Annotated in this window: 16 protein-coding genes; 12 read left to right on the top strand and 4 right to left on the bottom strand. The window is 63.5% G+C overall.

Annotation, left to right across the window (positions count from 1 at the left end):
• Window positions 1–79: 79 nt before the first annotated feature.
• Window positions 80–1,627, top strand: coding sequence for a methyl-accepting chemotaxis protein (locus ACEN9F_RS29440; protein WP_413425994.1), 1,548 nt, complete (start codon window positions 80–82; stop codon window positions 1,625–1,627).
• Window positions 1,628–1,718: 91 nt separating this feature from the next.
• Here ACEN9F_RS29440 and egtB read toward each other — a convergent pair whose 3' ends face one another.
• Window positions 1,719–2,966: an ergothioneine biosynthesis protein EgtB gene (egtB, locus tag ACEN9F_RS29435; protein ID WP_413425992.1), complete on the bottom strand. Its 1,248-nt coding sequence runs from the start codon at window positions 2,964–2,966 to the stop codon at window positions 1,719–1,721.
• 29 nt (window positions 2,967–2,995) lie between these two features.
• A complete protein-coding gene (gene egtD, locus ACEN9F_RS29430) occupies window positions 2,996–3,934 on the bottom strand; it encodes an L-histidine N(alpha)-methyltransferase (protein ID WP_413425990.1) in 939 nt (312 codons plus the stop codon).
• A gap of 170 nt (window positions 3,935–4,104) precedes the next feature.
• On the opposite strand from egtD, the gene ACEN9F_RS29425 reads away from it, so the two are divergent.
• From ACEN9F_RS29425 to ACEN9F_RS29395, 7 genes are all read left to right on the top strand, one after another.
• Entirely contained in the window at window positions 4,105–4,965 is an 861-nt protein-coding gene (locus ACEN9F_RS29425) for a putative selenate ABC transporter substrate-binding protein (RefSeq protein ID WP_413425989.1), read from the top strand.
• A gap of 19 nt (window positions 4,966–4,984) precedes the next feature.
• On the top strand, window positions 4,985–5,803 hold the full coding sequence (locus tag ACEN9F_RS29420) for a phosphonate ABC transporter ATP-binding protein (protein WP_413425987.1): 819 nt from the start codon (window positions 4,985–4,987) through the stop codon (window positions 5,801–5,803).
• A complete protein-coding gene (locus ACEN9F_RS29415) occupies window positions 5,803–6,636 on the top strand; it encodes a PhnE/PtxC family ABC transporter permease (RefSeq protein WP_413425985.1) in 834 nt (277 codons plus the stop codon). The genes ACEN9F_RS29420 and ACEN9F_RS29415 overlap by 1 nt, the downstream gene beginning before the upstream one ends.
• Complete coding sequence (gene phnE / locus ACEN9F_RS29410) at window positions 6,633–7,427, top strand: phosphonate ABC transporter, permease protein PhnE (RefSeq protein WP_413425983.1); 795 nt, start codon at window positions 6,633–6,635, stop codon at window positions 7,425–7,427. The genes ACEN9F_RS29415 and phnE overlap by 4 nt, the downstream gene beginning before the upstream one ends.
• 28 nt (window positions 7,428–7,455) lie before the next feature.
• Complete coding sequence (locus ACEN9F_RS29405; protein ID WP_413425981.1) at window positions 7,456–8,139, top strand: ABC transporter ATP-binding protein; 684 nt, start codon at window positions 7,456–7,458, stop codon at window positions 8,137–8,139.
• Between the two features lie 177 nt (window positions 8,140–8,316).
• Entirely contained in the window at window positions 8,317–8,604 is a 288-nt protein-coding gene (locus tag ACEN9F_RS29400; protein WP_008447145.1) for a hypothetical protein, read from the top strand.
• A gap of 194 nt (window positions 8,605–8,798) precedes the next feature.
• Entirely contained in the window at window positions 8,799–9,770 is a 972-nt protein-coding gene (locus ACEN9F_RS29395; protein WP_413425978.1) for a diguanylate cyclase domain-containing protein, read from the top strand.
• Between the two features lie 4 nt (window positions 9,771–9,774).
• Here ACEN9F_RS29395 and ACEN9F_RS29390 read toward each other — a convergent pair whose 3' ends face one another.
• Both ACEN9F_RS29390 and ACEN9F_RS29385 read right to left on the bottom strand, forming a co-directional pair.
• Window positions 9,775–10,374: a YdeI/OmpD-associated family protein gene (locus ACEN9F_RS29390; protein ID WP_413425976.1), complete on the bottom strand. Its 600-nt coding sequence runs from the start codon at window positions 10,372–10,374 to the stop codon at window positions 9,775–9,777.
• Between the two features lie 13 nt (window positions 10,375–10,387).
• The gene (locus tag ACEN9F_RS29385; protein ID WP_413425975.1) at window positions 10,388–11,656 is read right to left on the bottom strand and encodes a tetratricopeptide repeat protein; all 1,269 of its coding nucleotides are present in this window, start codon (window positions 11,654–11,656) and stop codon (window positions 10,388–10,390) included.
• 140 nt (window positions 11,657–11,796) lie between these two features.
• Here ACEN9F_RS29385 and ACEN9F_RS29380 point away from each other — a divergent pair, with 140 nt between their 5' ends.
• The 4 genes from ACEN9F_RS29380 to ACEN9F_RS29365 all read left to right on the top strand — a co-directional run bounded on the left by ACEN9F_RS29380 (window position 11,797) and on the right by ACEN9F_RS29365 (window position 17,061).
• The gene (locus ACEN9F_RS29380) at window positions 11,797–13,326 is read left to right on the top strand and encodes a DUF1800 domain-containing protein (protein WP_413425973.1); all 1,530 of its coding nucleotides are present in this window, start codon (window positions 11,797–11,799) and stop codon (window positions 13,324–13,326) included.
• A gap of 12 nt (window positions 13,327–13,338) precedes the next feature.
• Complete coding sequence (locus ACEN9F_RS29375) at window positions 13,339–14,526, top strand: DUF1501 domain-containing protein (protein ID WP_413425972.1); 1,188 nt, start codon at window positions 13,339–13,341, stop codon at window positions 14,524–14,526.
• Window positions 14,527–14,528: 2 nt separating this feature from the next.
• The gene (locus ACEN9F_RS29370) at window positions 14,529–14,999 is read left to right on the top strand and encodes a GNAT family N-acetyltransferase (protein ID WP_413425970.1); all 471 of its coding nucleotides are present in this window, start codon (window positions 14,529–14,531) and stop codon (window positions 14,997–14,999) included.
• 898 nt (window positions 15,000–15,897) lie between these two features.
• Window positions 15,898–17,061 (top strand): hypothetical protein, encoded by a 1,164-nt coding sequence (locus tag ACEN9F_RS29365; RefSeq protein WP_413425968.1) that lies wholly within the window; start codon window positions 15,898–15,900, stop codon window positions 17,059–17,061.
• The last annotated feature ends 10 nt before the right edge of the window (window positions 17,062–17,071 follow it).

Below are 17,071 nucleotides of genomic sequence, written 5' to 3'. Positions count from 1 at the left end.
CACCCCCACAACAAGTTTTGCCGCAGTGCAGCATCCGGCGATATACTGGATTGACGATAGACTGTGGGGAGCCTGCGGCATGAATATCTCGAATCTCAAGATAGGCGCGCGGCTCGCGGTCGCCTTCGGCGCCGTGCTGGTGCTGATGGCCATCCTGATCGGCGTCGGCCTGCAAAGGCTCGACAGCATCGGCAATCTTAATCAAACCATCATCGACAAGGACTGGGTCAAGGCGGAAGCGGCGGCCATGGTCGGCAGCACCACGCGCGCCAACTCGGCGCTGACGCTGGAACTGTTCACCACCACCGATGCCGCGCGCATCGCCGGCATCTACCGCGAGATGGAGATCAACAAAAAGATCATCAGCGCCGCGCTGGAAACGCTGGACGGCTTGATCTACAAGGACGAAGGCAAGGCGCTGATGGCCGCCGTCAAGGAGCAGCGCAAGGCCTATGTGGCCTCCTTCACGCAGATCGGCAAGCTGCTGGCGGCGGACCAGCGCGACGAAGCGCTGGCCGCGCTGCGCGGCGACATGCTGCCCAAGCTGGCCAGGCTGCAGGACAGCATCCGTGAGCTGTCGGACTTGCAGAAGAGCGTGGTGACCAGCAACGGTGAGCTGGTCAAGCAGGATATTTCCACGGCCAGCAAGATGATGGGCTGGATCGGACTGGTCGCGCTAGCGCTGGGCCTGGCCTTCGCCTGGCGCGTCACGCGCTCGATCACCGATCCGATCGGCGACGCGCTGAAGATGGCGCGCGCCGTCGCCGCCGGCGACCTGACCCGCAACATCACCAGCGCGCAGCGCGACGAAATGGGCCAGTTGCTGCAGGCGCTGGGGCAGATGAACGACAACCTCGCCAACATCGTCGGCCGCGTGCGCAGTGGCACCGGCGCGATCAACACGGCGTCGGCGGAAATCGCCAGCGGCAATATGGACCTGTCGTCGCGCACCGAACAGCAGGCCAGCTCGCTGGAGGAGACGGCGGCCTCGATGGAGGAGTTGACCAGCACCGTCAAGCAGAACGCCGCCAACGCACACCAGGCCAACGAACTGGCGCAATCAGCCACCCAGGTGGCGCAGCGCGGCGGCGCGGTAGTCGCGCAAGTGGTCAGCACCATGAACTCGATCAACGACTCGTCGCGCAAGATCGTCGACATCATCGCGGTCATCGACGGCATCGCCTTCCAGACCAACATACTGGCGCTGAACGCCGCGGTGGAAGCGGCGCGCGCGGGCGAACAGGGACGCGGCTTCGCGGTGGTGGCGACGGAAGTCCGCAACCTGGCGCAGCGCTCGGCCAGCGCGGCCAAGGAAATCAAGGCGCTGATCAACGACTCGGTCGACAAGGTCGCCGCCGGCGCGCAGCTGGTCGACCTGGCCGGCAGCACGATGAGCGAAGTACAGGACAGCGTGCGCAAGGTCACGGAGATCGTCGGCGAGATCACGCTCGCCAACCGCGAGCAGACCGGCGGCATCGAGCAGATCAACATCGCCATCAGCCAGATGGACCAGGTCACGCAGCAGAACGCCGCGCTGGTCGAACAAGCCGCCGCAGCGGCCGCCGCGATGCAGGACCAGGCCGGCGAACTGAACCACGTCGTCAGCCAGTTCCGCCTGGCCGCCTAAACTCCGGGGTCAGGTCCAAAACCCGGACACGAGCTCAACCGCTAGCGGCAGAGTTCGTGTCCGTGATCTGGACCTGACCCCGGATTTATGTTCAACGCTGTGCGAGTCGAATGCCGGTGAACTGCCAGCGCGCGCCGGCCGGGAAGAAGTTGCGGTAGCTGGCGCGCGCGTGGCCGTCCGGCGTGGCGCACGACGAGCCGCGCAGCACGTATTGGTTCAGCATGAACTTGCCGTTGTACTCGCCCAGCGCGCCCGGCGCTACCTGGAAGCCGGGGTACGGCGCATAGCTGCTGCTGGTCCATTGCCAGCAGTGGCCAAACATCTGCTGCAGCCCTTCGCCGTGCGGCGCGCCCGCCGGATGCAGCGTGCCGGTCTCGATGGCGGCCTGCGCGGCGGCCAGCTCCCATTCCGCTTCGGTCGGCAAACGGGCACCGGCCCAATTGGCATAGGCATCCGCTTCAAACAGCGATACATGCGTGACCGGCCGCTGCAGGTCCAGCGCCTGCGCGCCATACAGCGTGAATTCCTGCCATTGCCCCTGGTCGTCCTGCTGCCAGTAGATCGGACCGTTCAAGTTCTGGCTGCGCACCCAGTCCCAGCCTTCGGCCAGCCACAGCGAGGCGTCGAAGTAGCCGCCGGCGGCGATGAACGCCAGGTATTCGCCATTGGTCACCAGCCGCGACGCCAGCACGAACGGCGCCACATATTGCTTGTGGCGCGGCAGTTCGTTGTCGAAGCAGAAGCCATCGCCGTCATGGCCGATATCGGTCAGTCCGCCGTCGAACGCCAGCCACGCCATCGGCGCGGCGGCGGCGGCTTGCGGCAGCGGCGCCGCTACGTACTCCGGCAGCAGCGCGCTTTGCGCCAGCAGGTGCTTGACGTCGGTGAGCATCAGTTCCTGATGCTGCTGTTCGTGCTGCAGGCCGAGCGCGATCAGCTCCGCCAGCTGCGCGCTCTGCTCCGCCGGCAGTTCGCCGGCCAGCAGGCGTGCGATGCGGGCGTCGACGTCGGCGCGATAGGCGCGCACCTGCGACATGGCGGGCCGCGTCAGCAGGCCGCGCTGCGCGCGTGGATGCTTTTCGCCGACGCCGTTGTAGTAGGAGTTGAACAGCACCCGGAACGCCGGATGGAACGGTGCGAATTCCGTCTCCATGCGCTCAAGGATAAAGGTCTCGAAGAACCACGTGGTATGCGCCAGATGCCACTTGATCGGACTGGCGTCCGGCATCGATTGTGCGCCGCAATCCTCGTCGGTGAGCGGCTCGGCCAGCGCCAGCGAACGCCGGCGGACCGCGTCGTAGCGGGTTTTGAGTTGTTGCTGCGGCAGGCGCATGTCCATAAGCGTGATCTTCTCCGTTCAGTCGCGGCTCAGTTGCGAATAACCCGGGCATGGATGACGGCGAACCAGTTGGCCGGGTCGGTCCACACATGCGAGGTGGCGAAGCCGGCTCGCTCCAGCAGACCGACGAAGGACTGCCGCGTGTACTTGTAGCTGTATTCGGTGTGTATGCGCTCGCCGAGCGCGAACCGCCGCTCGCCGCCCTGCCAGCGCACCGTCAGCGCGCTGCGCGCCTCCAGGTGCATCTCGATACGCTTTTCCTCCGCGTTGAAGAAGGCCCGGTGCCGCCACTGGCCGACATCGAAATCGGTGCCGGCCAGCCGGTTCAGGTGGCGCAGCATATTCAGGTTGAAGGCCGCCGTCACGCCCAGCGCGTCGTCGTAGGCCGCATCCAGCACGGCGCTGTCCTTGACCAGGTCCACGCCGATCAGCAGACCGCCATCCTCGCCGGCATTGGCGCGCAGCCCACGCAGGAAGACGATGGCCTGCTCCGGCGAGAAATTGCCGATCGACGAGCCGGGATAGAAAAACACGCGGCGCTGCTTGCGCACATTGTCCGGCAATTCAAAGCCGTTGGAAAAATCCAGCCCCAGCGCCGTCATCTCGATCTCGGGGAAGCGCTGCTGCAACTGCGTGACCGCGCCGGTCAGGAAGTCCGCCGAGATGTCGACCGGCACGTACTGCGCCGGCTGCAGCAGCGGGAACAGCGAGGCCGCCTTGGCGCAATTGCCCGCCCCCATGTCGATCAGCGTCGCGCCCGTGCCGACGCTGCGCGCCATGTCGGCGCCATGCTCGGCGAAGATGCCGGCTTCGGTGCGGGTCGGATAGTATTCAGGAAGTTCGCAGATCGCTTCGAACAGCTTCGATCCCAGCCCGTCATAAAAGTACTTGGGCGAGAGGTGGGCGTTCGGCGCCAGCAGGCCGGCGCTGATTTCGGCGATGGCCGCCGAGGAGCGGGACGTTTGCATAAAGTGCTTTGCCTTTAACTAGGTGGTCATCCGCAGATAACATTTTTGTTATGATAGCCGAATATCCATTTTGTCGCGCCGCCCAGAAAAAACTGTGCGGCTTTTCACATTGGGTGGCTGTAGCAGTACAAATCTTACAAAAAGGGTGAACCGCAATGAAAATCTCCGCCATGAACACACTCAAATCCGTACTGGCCGCCGGCCTGATGCTGGCCGCCTCCTGGTCCCAGGCGCAATCGGCCGACCGCGTCTTCCGCGTTTCCGCAATTCCAGACGAAGCGCCGACCGAACTGCAGCGTAAGTTCAAACCGCTGGGCGAGTACCTGGAGAAGAAGATCGGCATGAAGGTCGAGTTCACTCCCGTCACCGACTACGCCGCTTCGGTCGAGGCGCTGATCAACAAGAAAGTCGACATGGTCTGGTTCGGCGGCTTCACCTTCGTGCAGGCCAACGACCGCAGCAAGGGCCAGATCACGCCGCTGGTGCAGCGCGCCGAAGATGAAAAGTTCCGCTCCGTGTTCATCACCACCAACAAGGGCATCAACAGCCTGGCCGACCTGAAGGGCAAGACCCTGAGCTTCGGTTCGGAATCGTCGACCTCGGGCCACCTGATGCCGCGCTCCTTCCTGCTGGCCGCCAAGATCGATCCGGACGCCGACCTGAAACGCATCGCCTTCTCCGGCGCGCATGACGCCACCGTGGCCGCCGTCGCCGGCGGCAAGGTCGATGCCGGCGCACTGAACATCTCGGTCTGGGAAAAACTGGTCGCCGAGAAGAAGGTCGATCCAGCCGTGGTGCGCGTGTTCTACACCACGCCCGGCTACTACGATTACAACTGGTCCGTGCGCACCGACATGAACGCCGACCTGAAGAAGAAGCTGACCGACGCCTTCCTGGCGCTGGATGCCAACAAGCCGGAAGACAAGGCCATCATGGAATTGCAGCGCGCCTCCAAGTTCATCCCGACCAAGGCCGAGAACTACAAGAACATCGAAGCCGCCGCACAGAACGCGGGCCTGCTGAAGAAGTAATCGCATCGACACTTATCCTATGGCGACTTACCAACTGCGGAACCTGACGGTGCGGCACCTGTCCGCACCCCAAGCTCCCGCGCTGCAAGCGATTACGCTGACCATCGAACAGGGCGAGCAACTGGCCCTGATCGGCCCATCCGGCGCCGGCAAGACCACCTTGCTGGCGACGCTGGCCTGCTCCCACAAGCCGGCCGAAGGCAGCTTCCAGGCTTTCGGCGCGGACCCGTGGGCGCTGGGCGAGGCAGCGCGTCACCGCTTGCGCGCGCAGTTGTTCCTGGCGCCGCAAACGCCGCCGCTGCCGCCGCGCCAGCGCGTGGTGACGGCGGTGCTGGCCGCGCGCCTGCCGCAATGGAGTTTGTGGCGCGCACTGGTCTCGCTGTTCAAGCCTGCCGACCCGGAAGCGGCGTGGCAGGCGCTGTCGCGCTTCAACCTGGGCGACAAACTGTATTCCCGCGTCGACCGCCTGTCCGGCGGCGAACGCCAGCGCTGCGGCCTGGCGCGCCTGCTGCTGTCGCCGGCCAAGGCGCTGCTGGTGGACGAGCCGCTGTCCGCGCTCGACCCCGCGCTATCCGAACTCACACTGGCCACCCTGCGCGAGGAAGCCAAGGCGCGCAACGCCACCCTGGTCTGCAGCCTGCACCAGGTCGACCTGGCGCTGAGCCACTTCCCGCGCATCGTCGCCCTGCGCGACGGCCGCGTCGAATTCGACCTGCCGCGCGCTCAGGTCACGCCGCAGATGGTCGCCGCGCTGTACGCCGGCGAGCAGCCCGCCGCCAGCGCACCGCAGGAGCATGACGCCATGGCGGTCAAGCTCGGCATCGGCGCCTGCCTGTAATGACCGCACTGGAAACCAATCAGCATCCCGACCCGGCATGGCGCAGCCGCCTGATCGCCTGCGCGGTCGCCGTGATCGTACTGTGGCCCATGCTGGTGGTCAGCGAATTCAAGCCGTGGATACTGTTCGACTGGCAGAGCCTCACGGCCACCGGCCGCTTCCTGTCCGACTTCCTCGTGCCGGCCCACGGCGCCGAATTCCTCGCCATGCTGCTGCGCGAAACCTGGCAAACCGTAGCCATCGCCACCGCCGGCCTGGCGCTGGCCCTGCTGGGCGCCATTCCCGCCACGCTGATCGTCAACGAACAGTTGTCGATATCCTCGCTCGGCACCGGCCGCATGCGCCCTGTGGCACGGCTGGTGCGCCAGCTGGTGCGCTGGCTGCTGGTCCTGCTGCGCAGCGTGCCGGAGCTGGTGTGGGCGCTACTGTTCGTGCGCATCATCGGCCTCGGCCCGACGGCCGGCGTGCTGGCCATCGCCCTCACCTATTGCGGCATGCTGGGCAAGGTCTACGCCGAGATCCTCGAATCGTCCGACGCCCACGCCAGCGACACGCTGCTGGCCAACGGCAGCGGGCGACTGGCCGCGCTGCTGTACGGCGCGCTGCCGGAAGCGGCCTCGGAACTGATGTCCTACACCGTCTACCGCTGGGAATGCGCGATCCGCGGTTCGGTGGTGATGGGCTTTGTCGGCGCCGGCGGCCTTGGCCAGCGCATGGATGAATCGATGAAAATGCTGGCCGGCTCGGAAGTGGCATCGATGCTGCTGGTGTTCGTGGCCTTGGTGGCGCTGGCCGACCTGTTCTCCAAGGTCCTGCGCCGGAGGCTCGGATGAAACACCAGGATATGCCCCGTCCTCCCGCGCGCGACTGGACCGTGCTGACGCTGATGCTGGTGCTGGCCGTGCTGGTCGTCGCCAGCTTCGCCACGCTGCCGCTCAAGTGGCGCGAGTTCTTCACCGCCGAAGCGGTCAACAGCACGGTCGAGCTGCTGCAAGGCTTTGCGCCGCCGGACCTGTCCGGCCCCTTCGTCATCAAGACCGCCTGGGCCACCGTCGAAACCATGGCCATGTCGGCGCTCGGCACGCTGCTGGCGGTGATCGCCGGCCTGGCCTTCTCGCTGCCTGCGGCCGGACGTTTCGGCGGCGCCGCGCGCGGCGCCATGCGCTCCATGCTCAACGTGCTGCGCTCGATCCCGGAACTGGTGTGGGCCTCCATCCTGCTGATCGCGGCGGGCCTCGGGCCGTTCGGCGGCACGCTGGCGCTGGCCGCGCACACCGCCGGCGTGCTGGGACGCCTGTTCGCCGATTCGCTGGAAAACGCCGCGCCGCTGCCGGAGCAAACCCTGCGCACCAACGGCGCCTCGGCGATGAGCGCCTTCTTCTACGCCACGCTGCCGCAAACGCTGCCGCAGATGCTGTCGTACACGCTGTACCGGTGGGAGAACAACATCCGCGCCGCAGCCATCCTCGGCGTGGTCGGCGCCGGCGGCCTGGGGCAGATGCTCAAATACCACCTGTCGCTGTTCCAGATGCAGAAAGCCGCCACCGTCATCATCGCCATGCTGCTGCTGGTCGCGCTGGTCGACGGCATCAGCTTCGCCATGCGCCGCGCCCTCACCCGATAATCATAAAATAGTCATTAAAGGCCCGTCCATGCTGGAACTGCGCAACCTGTCCAAATCGTATGCCGGCGGCCGCCCGGTGCTGGACCGCCTGTCGTGGACCTTCAAGGCCGGCGAGTTCGTCGCCATCATGGGCGATTCCGGCGTCGGCAAATCGACGCTGCTCAACCTGATCGCCGGCCTCGATACGCCGGACGCGGCGCCGGGCGAATCGCCGATCGTCGTCGATGGCGTCCCGATGTCCGGCCTGGACGACGACGCCGCCACCAGGCTGCGGCGCGCGCGCATGGGTTTCATCTTTCAAGCCTTCCACGTGCTGCCGCATCTGACGCTGCTGCAAAACGTCGCCCTGCCGCTGCTGCTCAACGGCCTGCCCACCGCGCGCGCGGCGGAAATGCTGGATGCCGTCGGCCTGGGCGGACGCGGCCACGATTTCCCCCATCAACTTTCCGGCGGTGAAATGCAGCGCGTGGCGATCGCCCGCGCGCTGGTGCACCGCCCGGCCCTGGTGCTGGCCGACGAGCCTACCGGCAACCTCGACCCAGACACCGCGCATAGCATCCTGCAACTGTTGCGCCGTGAAATCAAAGCCACCGGCGCATGTGCCATCATGGTGACACATTCGCAATCTTCTGCCGAAATGACAGACAAAATCCTACATTTATCACAAACCGGGATACAAGAAACAACAATCGTCAACCCGTTTGCGCAATAAACAAGATAATTTAATTGGCAAACCCTGCACTTTTTTTCTCCGCGTAGTATTATTGAAATTAACTTGCATGGTTATTAAGAATGTTGAGTCGCGTACCACATTCGGACCAAAAAAATGTGGGCGCTAGCCTTGCCAGGAAACGTCTTTATTCACGTTTTGAGCAAAGGAGGAGCAAACATGAACGTACGGCAAAAGAAGCTGGAACTGATTGAAGCCATGAATCGTGCTCGGGCGCTGGAACCATCCAGTTTCGTCCCGAACAAGCTGCTTGATACTTTGATCGAAAAAATGAACTTGAAGAACGATGCAGAGTTGTGCCGGGTGCTGGAAGTACAGCCTCCGATCATCAGCAAGATCCGACACCGGAAATTGGCGGTTGGTGCGACGATTCTGCTGCGGATGCATGAGAAGTCAGATATCAGCATTCGTGAATTGAAAGATCTGTCGACCGCGTCTATGCACTGAGCAGCCCAGCTGATCTTGCCATGCCAGGCGCCGGCATGCGGTATCCGGCGCCCCTAATGCGCCCTTGCGTACAGCCCAAACCCCGCTGAACGCCGCATTATCCCTCCTGCCACACCTTACTTTACATTCGTCCCGACTCTTACGCGCAGGCGCGCCAGAGGTCTATAATGAACCCGTCTTAAGAGGGGCACGCGATGAAAGTACCCGACATTCCACTGGACGAAAACCTGCGCCTGTCGACACTGCGCTCGCTCGGCGTGCTCGATACGCCGGAAGAAGACCGCTTCGATCGCCTGACACGCATGGCCAAGCGCATGTTCCGGGTGCCGATCGCCCTCGTCAGCCTGGTCGACGAAAACCGCCAATGGTTCAAATCCTGCGATGGCCTGCCGGTGCGCGAAACGCCGCGCGATGTCTCCTTCTGCGGCCACGCCATTCTCGGTGAAGATATCTTTGTGATACCCGACGCGCTGGCCGATCTGCGCTTTGCCGACAATCCGATCGCGGTCGATGCGCCGCATGTGCGCTTCTATGCCGGCTGCCCGTTGCGCGCGCCGAACGGCGCCAAGATCGGCACGCTGTGCGTGATCGACCACGTGCCGCGCGAGTTCGACGAGAATGACGCCGCAGCCCTGCGCGACCTCGCCGCGATGGTGGAAGATGAACTGGCGGCCTTCCAGCTGGCCACCACCGACGAGCTGACCAAGATATCGAACCGGCGCGGCTTCCTGCATCTGGCCCGGTACAGCCTGAATTTCTGCGCCCGCCGCGGCGCCACCGCCTCGCTGGCGTTCATGGACCTGGACAAGTTCAAGCCGATCAACGATATCTACGGCCACGCCGAAGGCGACCACGCGCTGGCGGTGTTTGCGGAACTGATGACCACTTCGTTCCGCAGCTCGGACGTCTTTGCCCGCCTGGGCGGGGACGAGTTCGCCGTCCTGCTGACCAACTCCAACCAGCAGCAAGCGCAAGTAGCCATCGGCAGTTTCGCCAAGCGGCTGCAGGAGCGCAATGCGGAGGACCAGCGCGGCTACGAACTGGCTTTCTCATGCGGCATCGTGGAATTCGACCCTGCGGTCCAGAGCTCGATCGAAGCGCTGCTGGCGCAAGGCGATGCGCTCATGTACGGCATCAAGGCCGCCAAGAGAACCCCGCCTCACTAGCGCGCTAGCACTTCTCGTATTTCCAGTTGCGCGACTTGCCTTCGGCGATCCACTCAATCGCCTGCTCCAGCCGGCGCACGCGGGTCGCGTCGGTTTTCGCTTCGCTGATCCACTCGGCGTAATCGCGCTGCTTGCTCGGGCTGAAGGCCTCGAAGTGCTTGCGCGCGGCCGGCACCTTCTTCAGCGCGGCGGTCAACTCGTCGGGAATCAACAGCTCGCGCGGCGCGGCGGGCTTGGCGCGGGCCGGCGCGGCCACGCCTTCGTCGTTCAGCTTCATGGCCTGCTTGATGTAGGCGGTGAGCACCTTCTTCGACGGCAGGTCCCTGATCGATTCGATGCGGCCGAAATGACCCATCGCCTCGCGCCTGGCTTCATCGGCCATCAATAGCTCGGCCTTCCAGAAGCCGAACGCGCAATGCGCCTTGAACGACGCCATGCTGCACATCATGCCCTTGTACATAAAATGCGGGAAGCTCCACTTCATCGTCTCCTCCACGTCAGGACAGGCGGCATGCACCACCGCGCGCAGGTGCTCCAGGATGGGCTGCGCAAATTCGGCGGATTTGGCGATGTAGGCGTCTACGCGCGGATCGATGGTGGTCATCTCGGTGGGTCCGTTAAAAATATTCTGGATGCTGCGTCGTCATGCCGGACTCGAACTGGTTCACGGGCTGGAAGTTCGGCAGGCCGGGCGAGACGCGGCGGCCCGTGTCCCAGCTGCGCCAGGCACGCGGACTATCGTACTGCATCAGCAGCAGATCGCCCAGATCCTTGTACGCTCCGCCCAACACCGGGTCCGCTTCCAGCACCTCCTCGAAAAGCTGCTGGCTTTCCTTGTATTGCCGCAGGCGGAGCCGGTGATTGGCCTCGAACAGCTTGAGCACATAGGCTTTGCGCGGCGCCAGCTTGCGCAGTTCCACCAGCGTCTTCACGGCGTCGGCATACTGTTCCGGCTTGGCCGGATTGATGGATGCGAACATCAGCGTCAGCGAGGGCGAATCGCGCACGGCTTGCATCTGCGCGGCGGCCAGCTGCGCCATCGGCTTGCCGGTGGCGAGCGTGCATTCAATCCGGCCCAGCATGGTGTCCATCACATTGGCATCGCTGAAATCGACGGAGTTATCGCAGGGATGGGCGGCGCGCAGCGCATCCAACTGCTGCGGCGACATCGCCGCCACGCGGTCCAGCAACGCGTCCAGGCCCTGCCCGGATGCGCGCGGCGCATAGCCCTTCACGTCATAGGCCGGCGGCTGCGCGGGCTGCACCGCGGCCATCGCCAGGTTCAGAGTACGCACGCCGCCGGCGCTGCGCATGGTCAGCGTCAACCGGTCGGGGATCATGCCGCTTTTGGCCAGCTTCTCCAGCAACTGGGGATGCCCGCCTTGGGTATAGCGGACGAATTGCGCAAAGCGCGCCGCATCCGCCGCATCGACCTTGGCGCCGCTTTTGCTCCATGACGCCAGCTCCATGCCGCCGCTGGAGAAGCGCAGCATGTCGCCATCGGTCTTCTCGTCGATGACGCTGGCCTTGTCTTTGGCGACCGCCAGTTCGTTTTCTATGTCCACCGTGCGCCCAAGCGCGGCATCGAGCTTCACCGAGGCCAGGGCGCCATTGAGCACTTTGCGGTTTTCCATCTCCATGACGCGAAAGCCGAGCGTATCGAACAACGAGAAATCCACATAAGTCCCGGCCGCCAGATCGATTTCGATGCGCCGCCGCGCGCTAAAGTCGTAGATCGTGCGAACCTTGGGCGACTGGACAGCGATATAGGTGTCGGCCAGCGTCACGTCCACTTGGGTGGAGCCCGAGGTCACGTGCAGGGCCACCGCAGCGTAGGCCGGCGGGGCAACAAGCGCCAGCAGGGTGATAAACACGGCAATGCGCATGATGCTCCCGTTTCGAGGATGATGAACCGCCATGCTATGCAAGGGTTGCAAATTAATCAAACCCTTTTTACGTAACATTTTGTTGCACGATACACAAAGCACATACAGCGGCCCACAGAATTTGGCATACTCTGCAGACTATGAGAGCTCCCATCCTGCTGACGTTGTCGATGTCGCTGCTTGCCGGCTGCGCCACCACTGCCCTGACGCCGCCACCGCCGCCATCCGATCCGGTGGCCTTGAGCAGTGCGCTGAACCGCGTCAGCTGGGGCGTGAACCTGAGCACCTACCAGCAGGCCGAGAAGCTGGGCTACGACGCCTGGCTGGAACGCCAGTTGCATCCCGCGCCCGCCGTGCTGCCGGCCGCCGCCCAGGCGCAGATCGACGCCATGAGCATCACGCAGAAACCGCTGCCGCAACTGGTGCAGGAACTGGAGCAGCAGCGCAAGGACTACGACAAGACACTCGCCGACGACGAAGCCAAGAAAGCCGCTCAACGCGCCTACCAGCAGGAGATGACGCGGCTGGCGCGCGAGGCGGCCACGCGCTCGCTGCTGCGCGACCTGTACTCGCCGAACCAGCTGCAGGAGCAGATGACGTGGTTCTGGATGAACCACTTCAACGTCCACCAGTTCAAGAGCAATGTACGCGTGCTGGTCGGCGACTACGAGGAAAACGCGATCCGTCCGCATGCGCTGGGCAAGTTCCGTGACCTGCTGGCGGCCACGCTATACCATCCGGCCATGATCCGCTACCTGGACAACGAACAAAACGCCGCCAACCGCATCAACGAGAACTACGCGCGCGAGATCATGGAGCTGCACACGCTGGGCGTGGACGGCGGTTACAGCCAGGCCGACGTGCAGCAACTGGCGCGCATCCTCACCGGCGTCGGCGTCAACCTCGGCGACACCATGCCGAACGTGAAGAAGGAGAAGCAGGAGCAGTATGTGCGCAAAGGCCTGTTCGAGTTCAACCCGAACCGCCACGACTACGGCGACAAGGAATTCCTCGGCCAGACCGTCAAGGGACGCGGCCTGGCCGAAGTCAATGAAGCGCTGGACCGGTTGAGCCGCCATCCGGCCACCGCCCGCTACGTCAGCAAAAAGCTGGCGATCTACTTCGTCGCCGACGAACCGCCGCCGGCGCTGGTCGAACGCATGGCCGCCAGCTTCCAGTCCAGCGACGGCGACATCGCCGCCACCTTGCGCACCATGTTCACCTCGGCCGAATTCACGCAATCGCTGGGCAAAAAATTCAAGGATCCTGTGCACTACGTTGTATCCGCCGTGCGCCTGACCTATGACGACAAGGTCGTCCTCAACGCCGGCCCGATGCTGAACTGGCTGACGCGCATGGCCGAACCGCTGTACGGCCGCCAGACGCCGGACGGTTATCCGCTGACGCAATCCGGCTGGGCCAGTCCCGGCCAGATGACGACGCGCTTTGAAATCGCCAAGGCCATCGGCACTGGCAGCAATGGCCTGTTCAAGCCGGAAGGTCCGCAAACGCAGGAACGCCCGGCCTTCCCGCAACTGGCCAATGCGCTGTACTACCAGTCGCTGCAAAAATCGCTGGCGCCCGCCACGCGCCAGGCGCTGGAACAAGCCGGCTCGCCGCAGGAGTGGAACACGCTGCTGCTGTCGTCGCCGGAACTGATGCACCGTTAAGGAGGTCGCAAGATGGAACGCCGCACCCTGCTCAAGTCCCTTGCCGCACTGCCTGCCGCCGCCATGGCCGGCAATCTGTGGGCGGCCCCCGCCAGCAAGACGCGGCTGCTGTTCGTCTTCATGCGCGGCGGCTACGACGCCACCAACCTGCTGGTGCCCATCTCCAGCCAGTACTACTACCAGGTACGGCCCAACATCGCCATCCCCAAGCCCAGCGCCGAACTCAATTCCGCCCTGCCGATCGACGCCGACTGGGGCTTGCACCCTGCCCTGCGCGACAGCGTCTATCCGTTGTTCACCGCCGGCCAGGCCGCCTTCATACCGTTCGCCGGCACCGAGGACCTGTCGCGCAGCCACTTCGAAACGCAGGACAGTATTGAACTCGGCCAGCCGCTGGACCGCACGCGCGACTACCGCTCCGGTTTCCTGAACCGGCTGGCGTCCACGCTGAACGCGGACCGCGCCAGCGCGATCTCCTTCACCGACCAGCTGCCGCTGGTCATGCAGGGCAGCCTGCAGGTACCGAATACCGCCTTGCGCTCGATCGGCAAGCCGTCCGTCGATCCGCGCCAGGCCAAGATGATCGCCGCCATGTACGATGGCACCGCGCTGTCGCAGCAGGTGCGCGATGGCTTCGATGTGCGCGCGGAAGTGATGAAGGAAATGATCGGCGAGATGGACGCGGCCAACCGCAACGCCATCACCGCCAAGGGCTTCGAACTGGAAGCGCGCCGCATCGCCAAGCTGATGAAGGACAAATACAACATCGGCTTCGTCGACGTCGGCGGTTGGGACACCCATGTCGGCCAGGGCGGCGCCACCGGCTACCTGGCCGGCCGCCTCGACGAACTGGGGCGCGGCCTGGCCGGCTTCGCGCAGGAAATGGGGCCGGACTGGAAGGACACGGTGGTCATCGTCGTCAGTGAATTCGGCCGCACCTTCCGCGAGAACGGCAACCGTGGCACCGATCATGGCCACGGCACGGTGTACTGGGTGCTGGGCGGTGGCGTCCAGGGCGGCAAGGTGCGCGGCGAGCAGATACGGCTGGAGCAATCCACGCTGTTCCAGAACCGCGACTACCCGGTCCTCAACGAATACCGCGCCATGTTCGGCGGCCTGCTGGCGCGCATGTACGGCCTCAATACCGGACAAGTCGAAAAAATCTTCGGCACGCCGGGGCGTGATCTCGGACTGGTCTAGCCATGCCGCTGCAACTACGTGCCGCCCAGAGCGACGACAAGCCTTTTTTGGCCCGGCTCGAGGAAGATTGCATGCGCGACTATGCGACCGCGCTCTGGGGCATCTGGCGTCCACGGCCCGACGATACGCTACGCCTCGACACGCACCGGATCATCCTGAAGGAAAATGCGGCGGTTGGTTGCGTCAGCATCACGCGGCATGCGGATCACGCCTGGCTCGAAAAGTTATACATTACACCGGCCAGTCAACGCCAAGGCATTGGGGCTCTAGTGCTGCAACAACTCATCTCCGAGGCAAACGCTTCTTCCCTGCCGCTCAGGCTGAGCGTCCTGACCACGAATCCGGCACGCGCCTTCTATGAACGCGAAGGCCTGTGCGTGTACGAGCGCAACGATGAGCGTTTTTTTATGTCGACGATGAATGAGCCAGGCCACGGCGCACCAACGCCCCCAATCGCATTAAGCGCTACTTAGCCAGCGATGCTTCTGATGCTCCCGTTTTGCAAATTGAAGGGCATTGGTTGTCTACTCCTGGCATGGCACTACAGGCTCCGCCCGGGCCAGCGTAACAAGCGCCGCCTGGACCTGCATCCCTCGGGCCACCGGGTCCCGCATACGCTGGACCACCCGGCCCTGCATACAAGGGACCACCTGGCCCTGCGTAGAACGGACCGCCAGGACCTGCATACGCCGGGCCACCGGGACCCGCATAGCAAGCGCCACCCGGAGTCGTTGGACAGCCCGCCGCTGTCGTAGCTTCTGGATTCACCGGTCTATTCGCACATCCGGAAATGGCAACTACCAACATTAGGACTACTGATGACATTAGAATTTTCATTTAATGTGCCTGGAGAAGCCAAACGTAAAAAATTGATTTGAGCCGGAATTATTATTGCAAATAAATCACCATTCTATAGGTGACATATTTCGATGCGCGCTCAAAGCCGTGATTATTTTTCGATACCTGGCACGACCTTGCCCGCCTTTGCGTTTTATCTATTCGCAGCCTCCACTCTTCAAACAGAATGATAAGCTCGGGATCACGCTTGCGCACGGATAGGCAGGCAGGGAAGCAACGACATGAAATCCGTCTTATCTCTGTGCCGGCTCGCGGTGGCTGTGATGGCCCTGGCGCCCATGGCGTGCGGTCTCGCCAGCAGTAGCGGCGTCCAGGATACGTCCACGGCCAAGACGAGCGCATCGGCACCAAACGCCGCGAAACCCGAAATCGATCGGCGGTCATTTGGCAGCGGCGCCTGGTTCGGCCTGTTCCGCCACCATCATCACCGGGGCCGGGGAGCACATCATGTTCAACGCCGCCGGGGGCTTGCCGTGATCGCCGACTTTGCCGATACCCGTCTCGAATCAAGGAATGAATTACGACTATCTGATCGGCGGCACCAGCAGCAACGCCGGCGTCACGCTGTTTGTCGACACCCAGGACAGCTTGAGCGTGATCTCCGAGGCCACGGGCAACTTCAACCATGAAGTCAACCATGCCGTCGGCGACGTGCCCGATCTTTATGGCACCTACGACACGCTTCACTATCTCACCCTGCTTTCGGACAGCTGGACGCTTCCGCCGCAAGACCTCACCGCTTACGAGCGGATGCTGCTGGGCTGGCTGGAGCCGCGCCCACTCCATCGGGGCAGCCAGAATGTCCGCCTGGCGTCGCCCAGCCAGCGCATGGACGCGGTACGCATTGACACGTCACGTCCCTCCGAATATTTTTTGCTTGAATACAGGCACAGGCCGGACAGCGGTTTTGGCTCCAACGCGCCGCCCTACAACGGGCTGGCCGTCTACCACGTGCTGGAAGGCTCCGATCAATGGACAGACCCTCCCCTGCTGAAGCTGGAAGCGGCCGATGGGGCGATTGCGCCAAATGCGTTCCCTGAGCTGAGTGATTTCCTGTCTCCCGACAACCCCGCGATGAAACGGCCGCTGGTGCTGCGCTCGTATTTCGACGATAAGGAAGTGTTCAGGCTGGACAATCTTTACTGGACCGGCGGCGATGGCATCGGCTTTAACGCCCAGGTTGCCCCCTATGTTCAACCAAACAATCTCCTGGTCAATGGTTCTTTCGAGCAGGGCCAGAATGGCGCTGCCGACGCGTGGATTGCAAATGCCTGGGTGGGAGGCTCCGTATTTTCCTGGGACAACCGGGTAGAAAGAAAAGGCCGGCGCAGCGTGAGCATCGCTTCCACAAGCCCCAACGACGCCGCATGGGCGCAGACAGTGTCGAACCTTGTTCCCGGACAGGCCTACCAGCTATGCGGCTGGGTCCGGGGCGAAAACATCGCCACCACATCTGATGCGCAGGTCGGCGCCAATGTCTCGGTGCTGGGTGGATTCATTCAGTCCGAGAGCCTGTCGGGGACTTTCGATTGGACACAAGCCTGCGTCATTTTCCGTCCAGACAGCAGTAGCGCCACCCTTGCCTGTCGCATCGGGTTTTACGGCAGCACGATGACGGGCAAGCTGTGGTGCGACGACATGACATTGGAGCCGCTGAAAAGCGCGTTCAGCAACTGAACAAACCGAT

The sequence above is a fragment of the Duganella sp. CT11-25 genome (assembly GCF_047302815.1).
Classification (GTDB): domain Bacteria; phylum Pseudomonadota; class Gammaproteobacteria; order Burkholderiales; family Burkholderiaceae_D; genus Rugamonas.
Note: the sequence above shows the minus strand (reverse complement) of the source record. Positions and strands in the feature narration are given on the sequence as shown.

Coding starts and splice junctions, on each gene's coding strand:
- ACEN9F_RS29440 (WP_413425994.1), top strand. CDS start 80: ATGAATATCTCGAATCTCAAGATAGGCGCGCGGCTCGCGGTCGCCTTC.
- egtB (WP_413425992.1), bottom strand. CDS start 2,966: ATGGACATGCGCCTGCCGCAGCAACAACTCAAAACCCGCTACGACGCG.
- egtD (WP_413425990.1), bottom strand. CDS start 3,934: ATGCAAACGTCCCGCTCCTCGGCGGCCATCGCCGAAATCAGCGCCGGC.
- ACEN9F_RS29425 (WP_413425989.1), top strand. CDS start 4,105: ATGAACACACTCAAATCCGTACTGGCCGCCGGCCTGATGCTGGCCGCC.
- ACEN9F_RS29420 (WP_413425987.1), top strand. CDS start 4,985: ATGGCGACTTACCAACTGCGGAACCTGACGGTGCGGCACCTGTCCGCA.
- ACEN9F_RS29415 (WP_413425985.1), top strand. CDS start 5,803: ATGACCGCACTGGAAACCAATCAGCATCCCGACCCGGCATGGCGCAGC.
- phnE (WP_413425983.1), top strand. CDS start 6,633: ATGAAACACCAGGATATGCCCCGTCCTCCCGCGCGCGACTGGACCGTG.
- ACEN9F_RS29405 (WP_413425981.1), top strand. CDS start 7,456: ATGCTGGAACTGCGCAACCTGTCCAAATCGTATGCCGGCGGCCGCCCG.
- ACEN9F_RS29400 (WP_008447145.1), top strand. CDS start 8,317: ATGAACGTACGGCAAAAGAAGCTGGAACTGATTGAAGCCATGAATCGT.
- ACEN9F_RS29395 (WP_413425978.1), top strand. CDS start 8,799: ATGAAAGTACCCGACATTCCACTGGACGAAAACCTGCGCCTGTCGACA.
- ACEN9F_RS29390 (WP_413425976.1), bottom strand. CDS start 10,374: ATGACCACCATCGATCCGCGCGTAGACGCCTACATCGCCAAATCCGCC.
- ACEN9F_RS29385 (WP_413425975.1), bottom strand. CDS start 11,656: ATGCGCATTGCCGTGTTTATCACCCTGCTGGCGCTTGTTGCCCCGCCG.
- ACEN9F_RS29380 (WP_413425973.1), top strand. CDS start 11,797: ATGAGAGCTCCCATCCTGCTGACGTTGTCGATGTCGCTGCTTGCCGGC.
- ACEN9F_RS29375 (WP_413425972.1), top strand. CDS start 13,339: ATGGAACGCCGCACCCTGCTCAAGTCCCTTGCCGCACTGCCTGCCGCC.
- ACEN9F_RS29370 (WP_413425970.1), top strand. CDS start 14,529: ATGCCGCTGCAACTACGTGCCGCCCAGAGCGACGACAAGCCTTTTTTG.
- ACEN9F_RS29365 (WP_413425968.1), top strand. CDS start 15,898: ATGAATTACGACTATCTGATCGGCGGCACCAGCAGCAACGCCGGCGTC.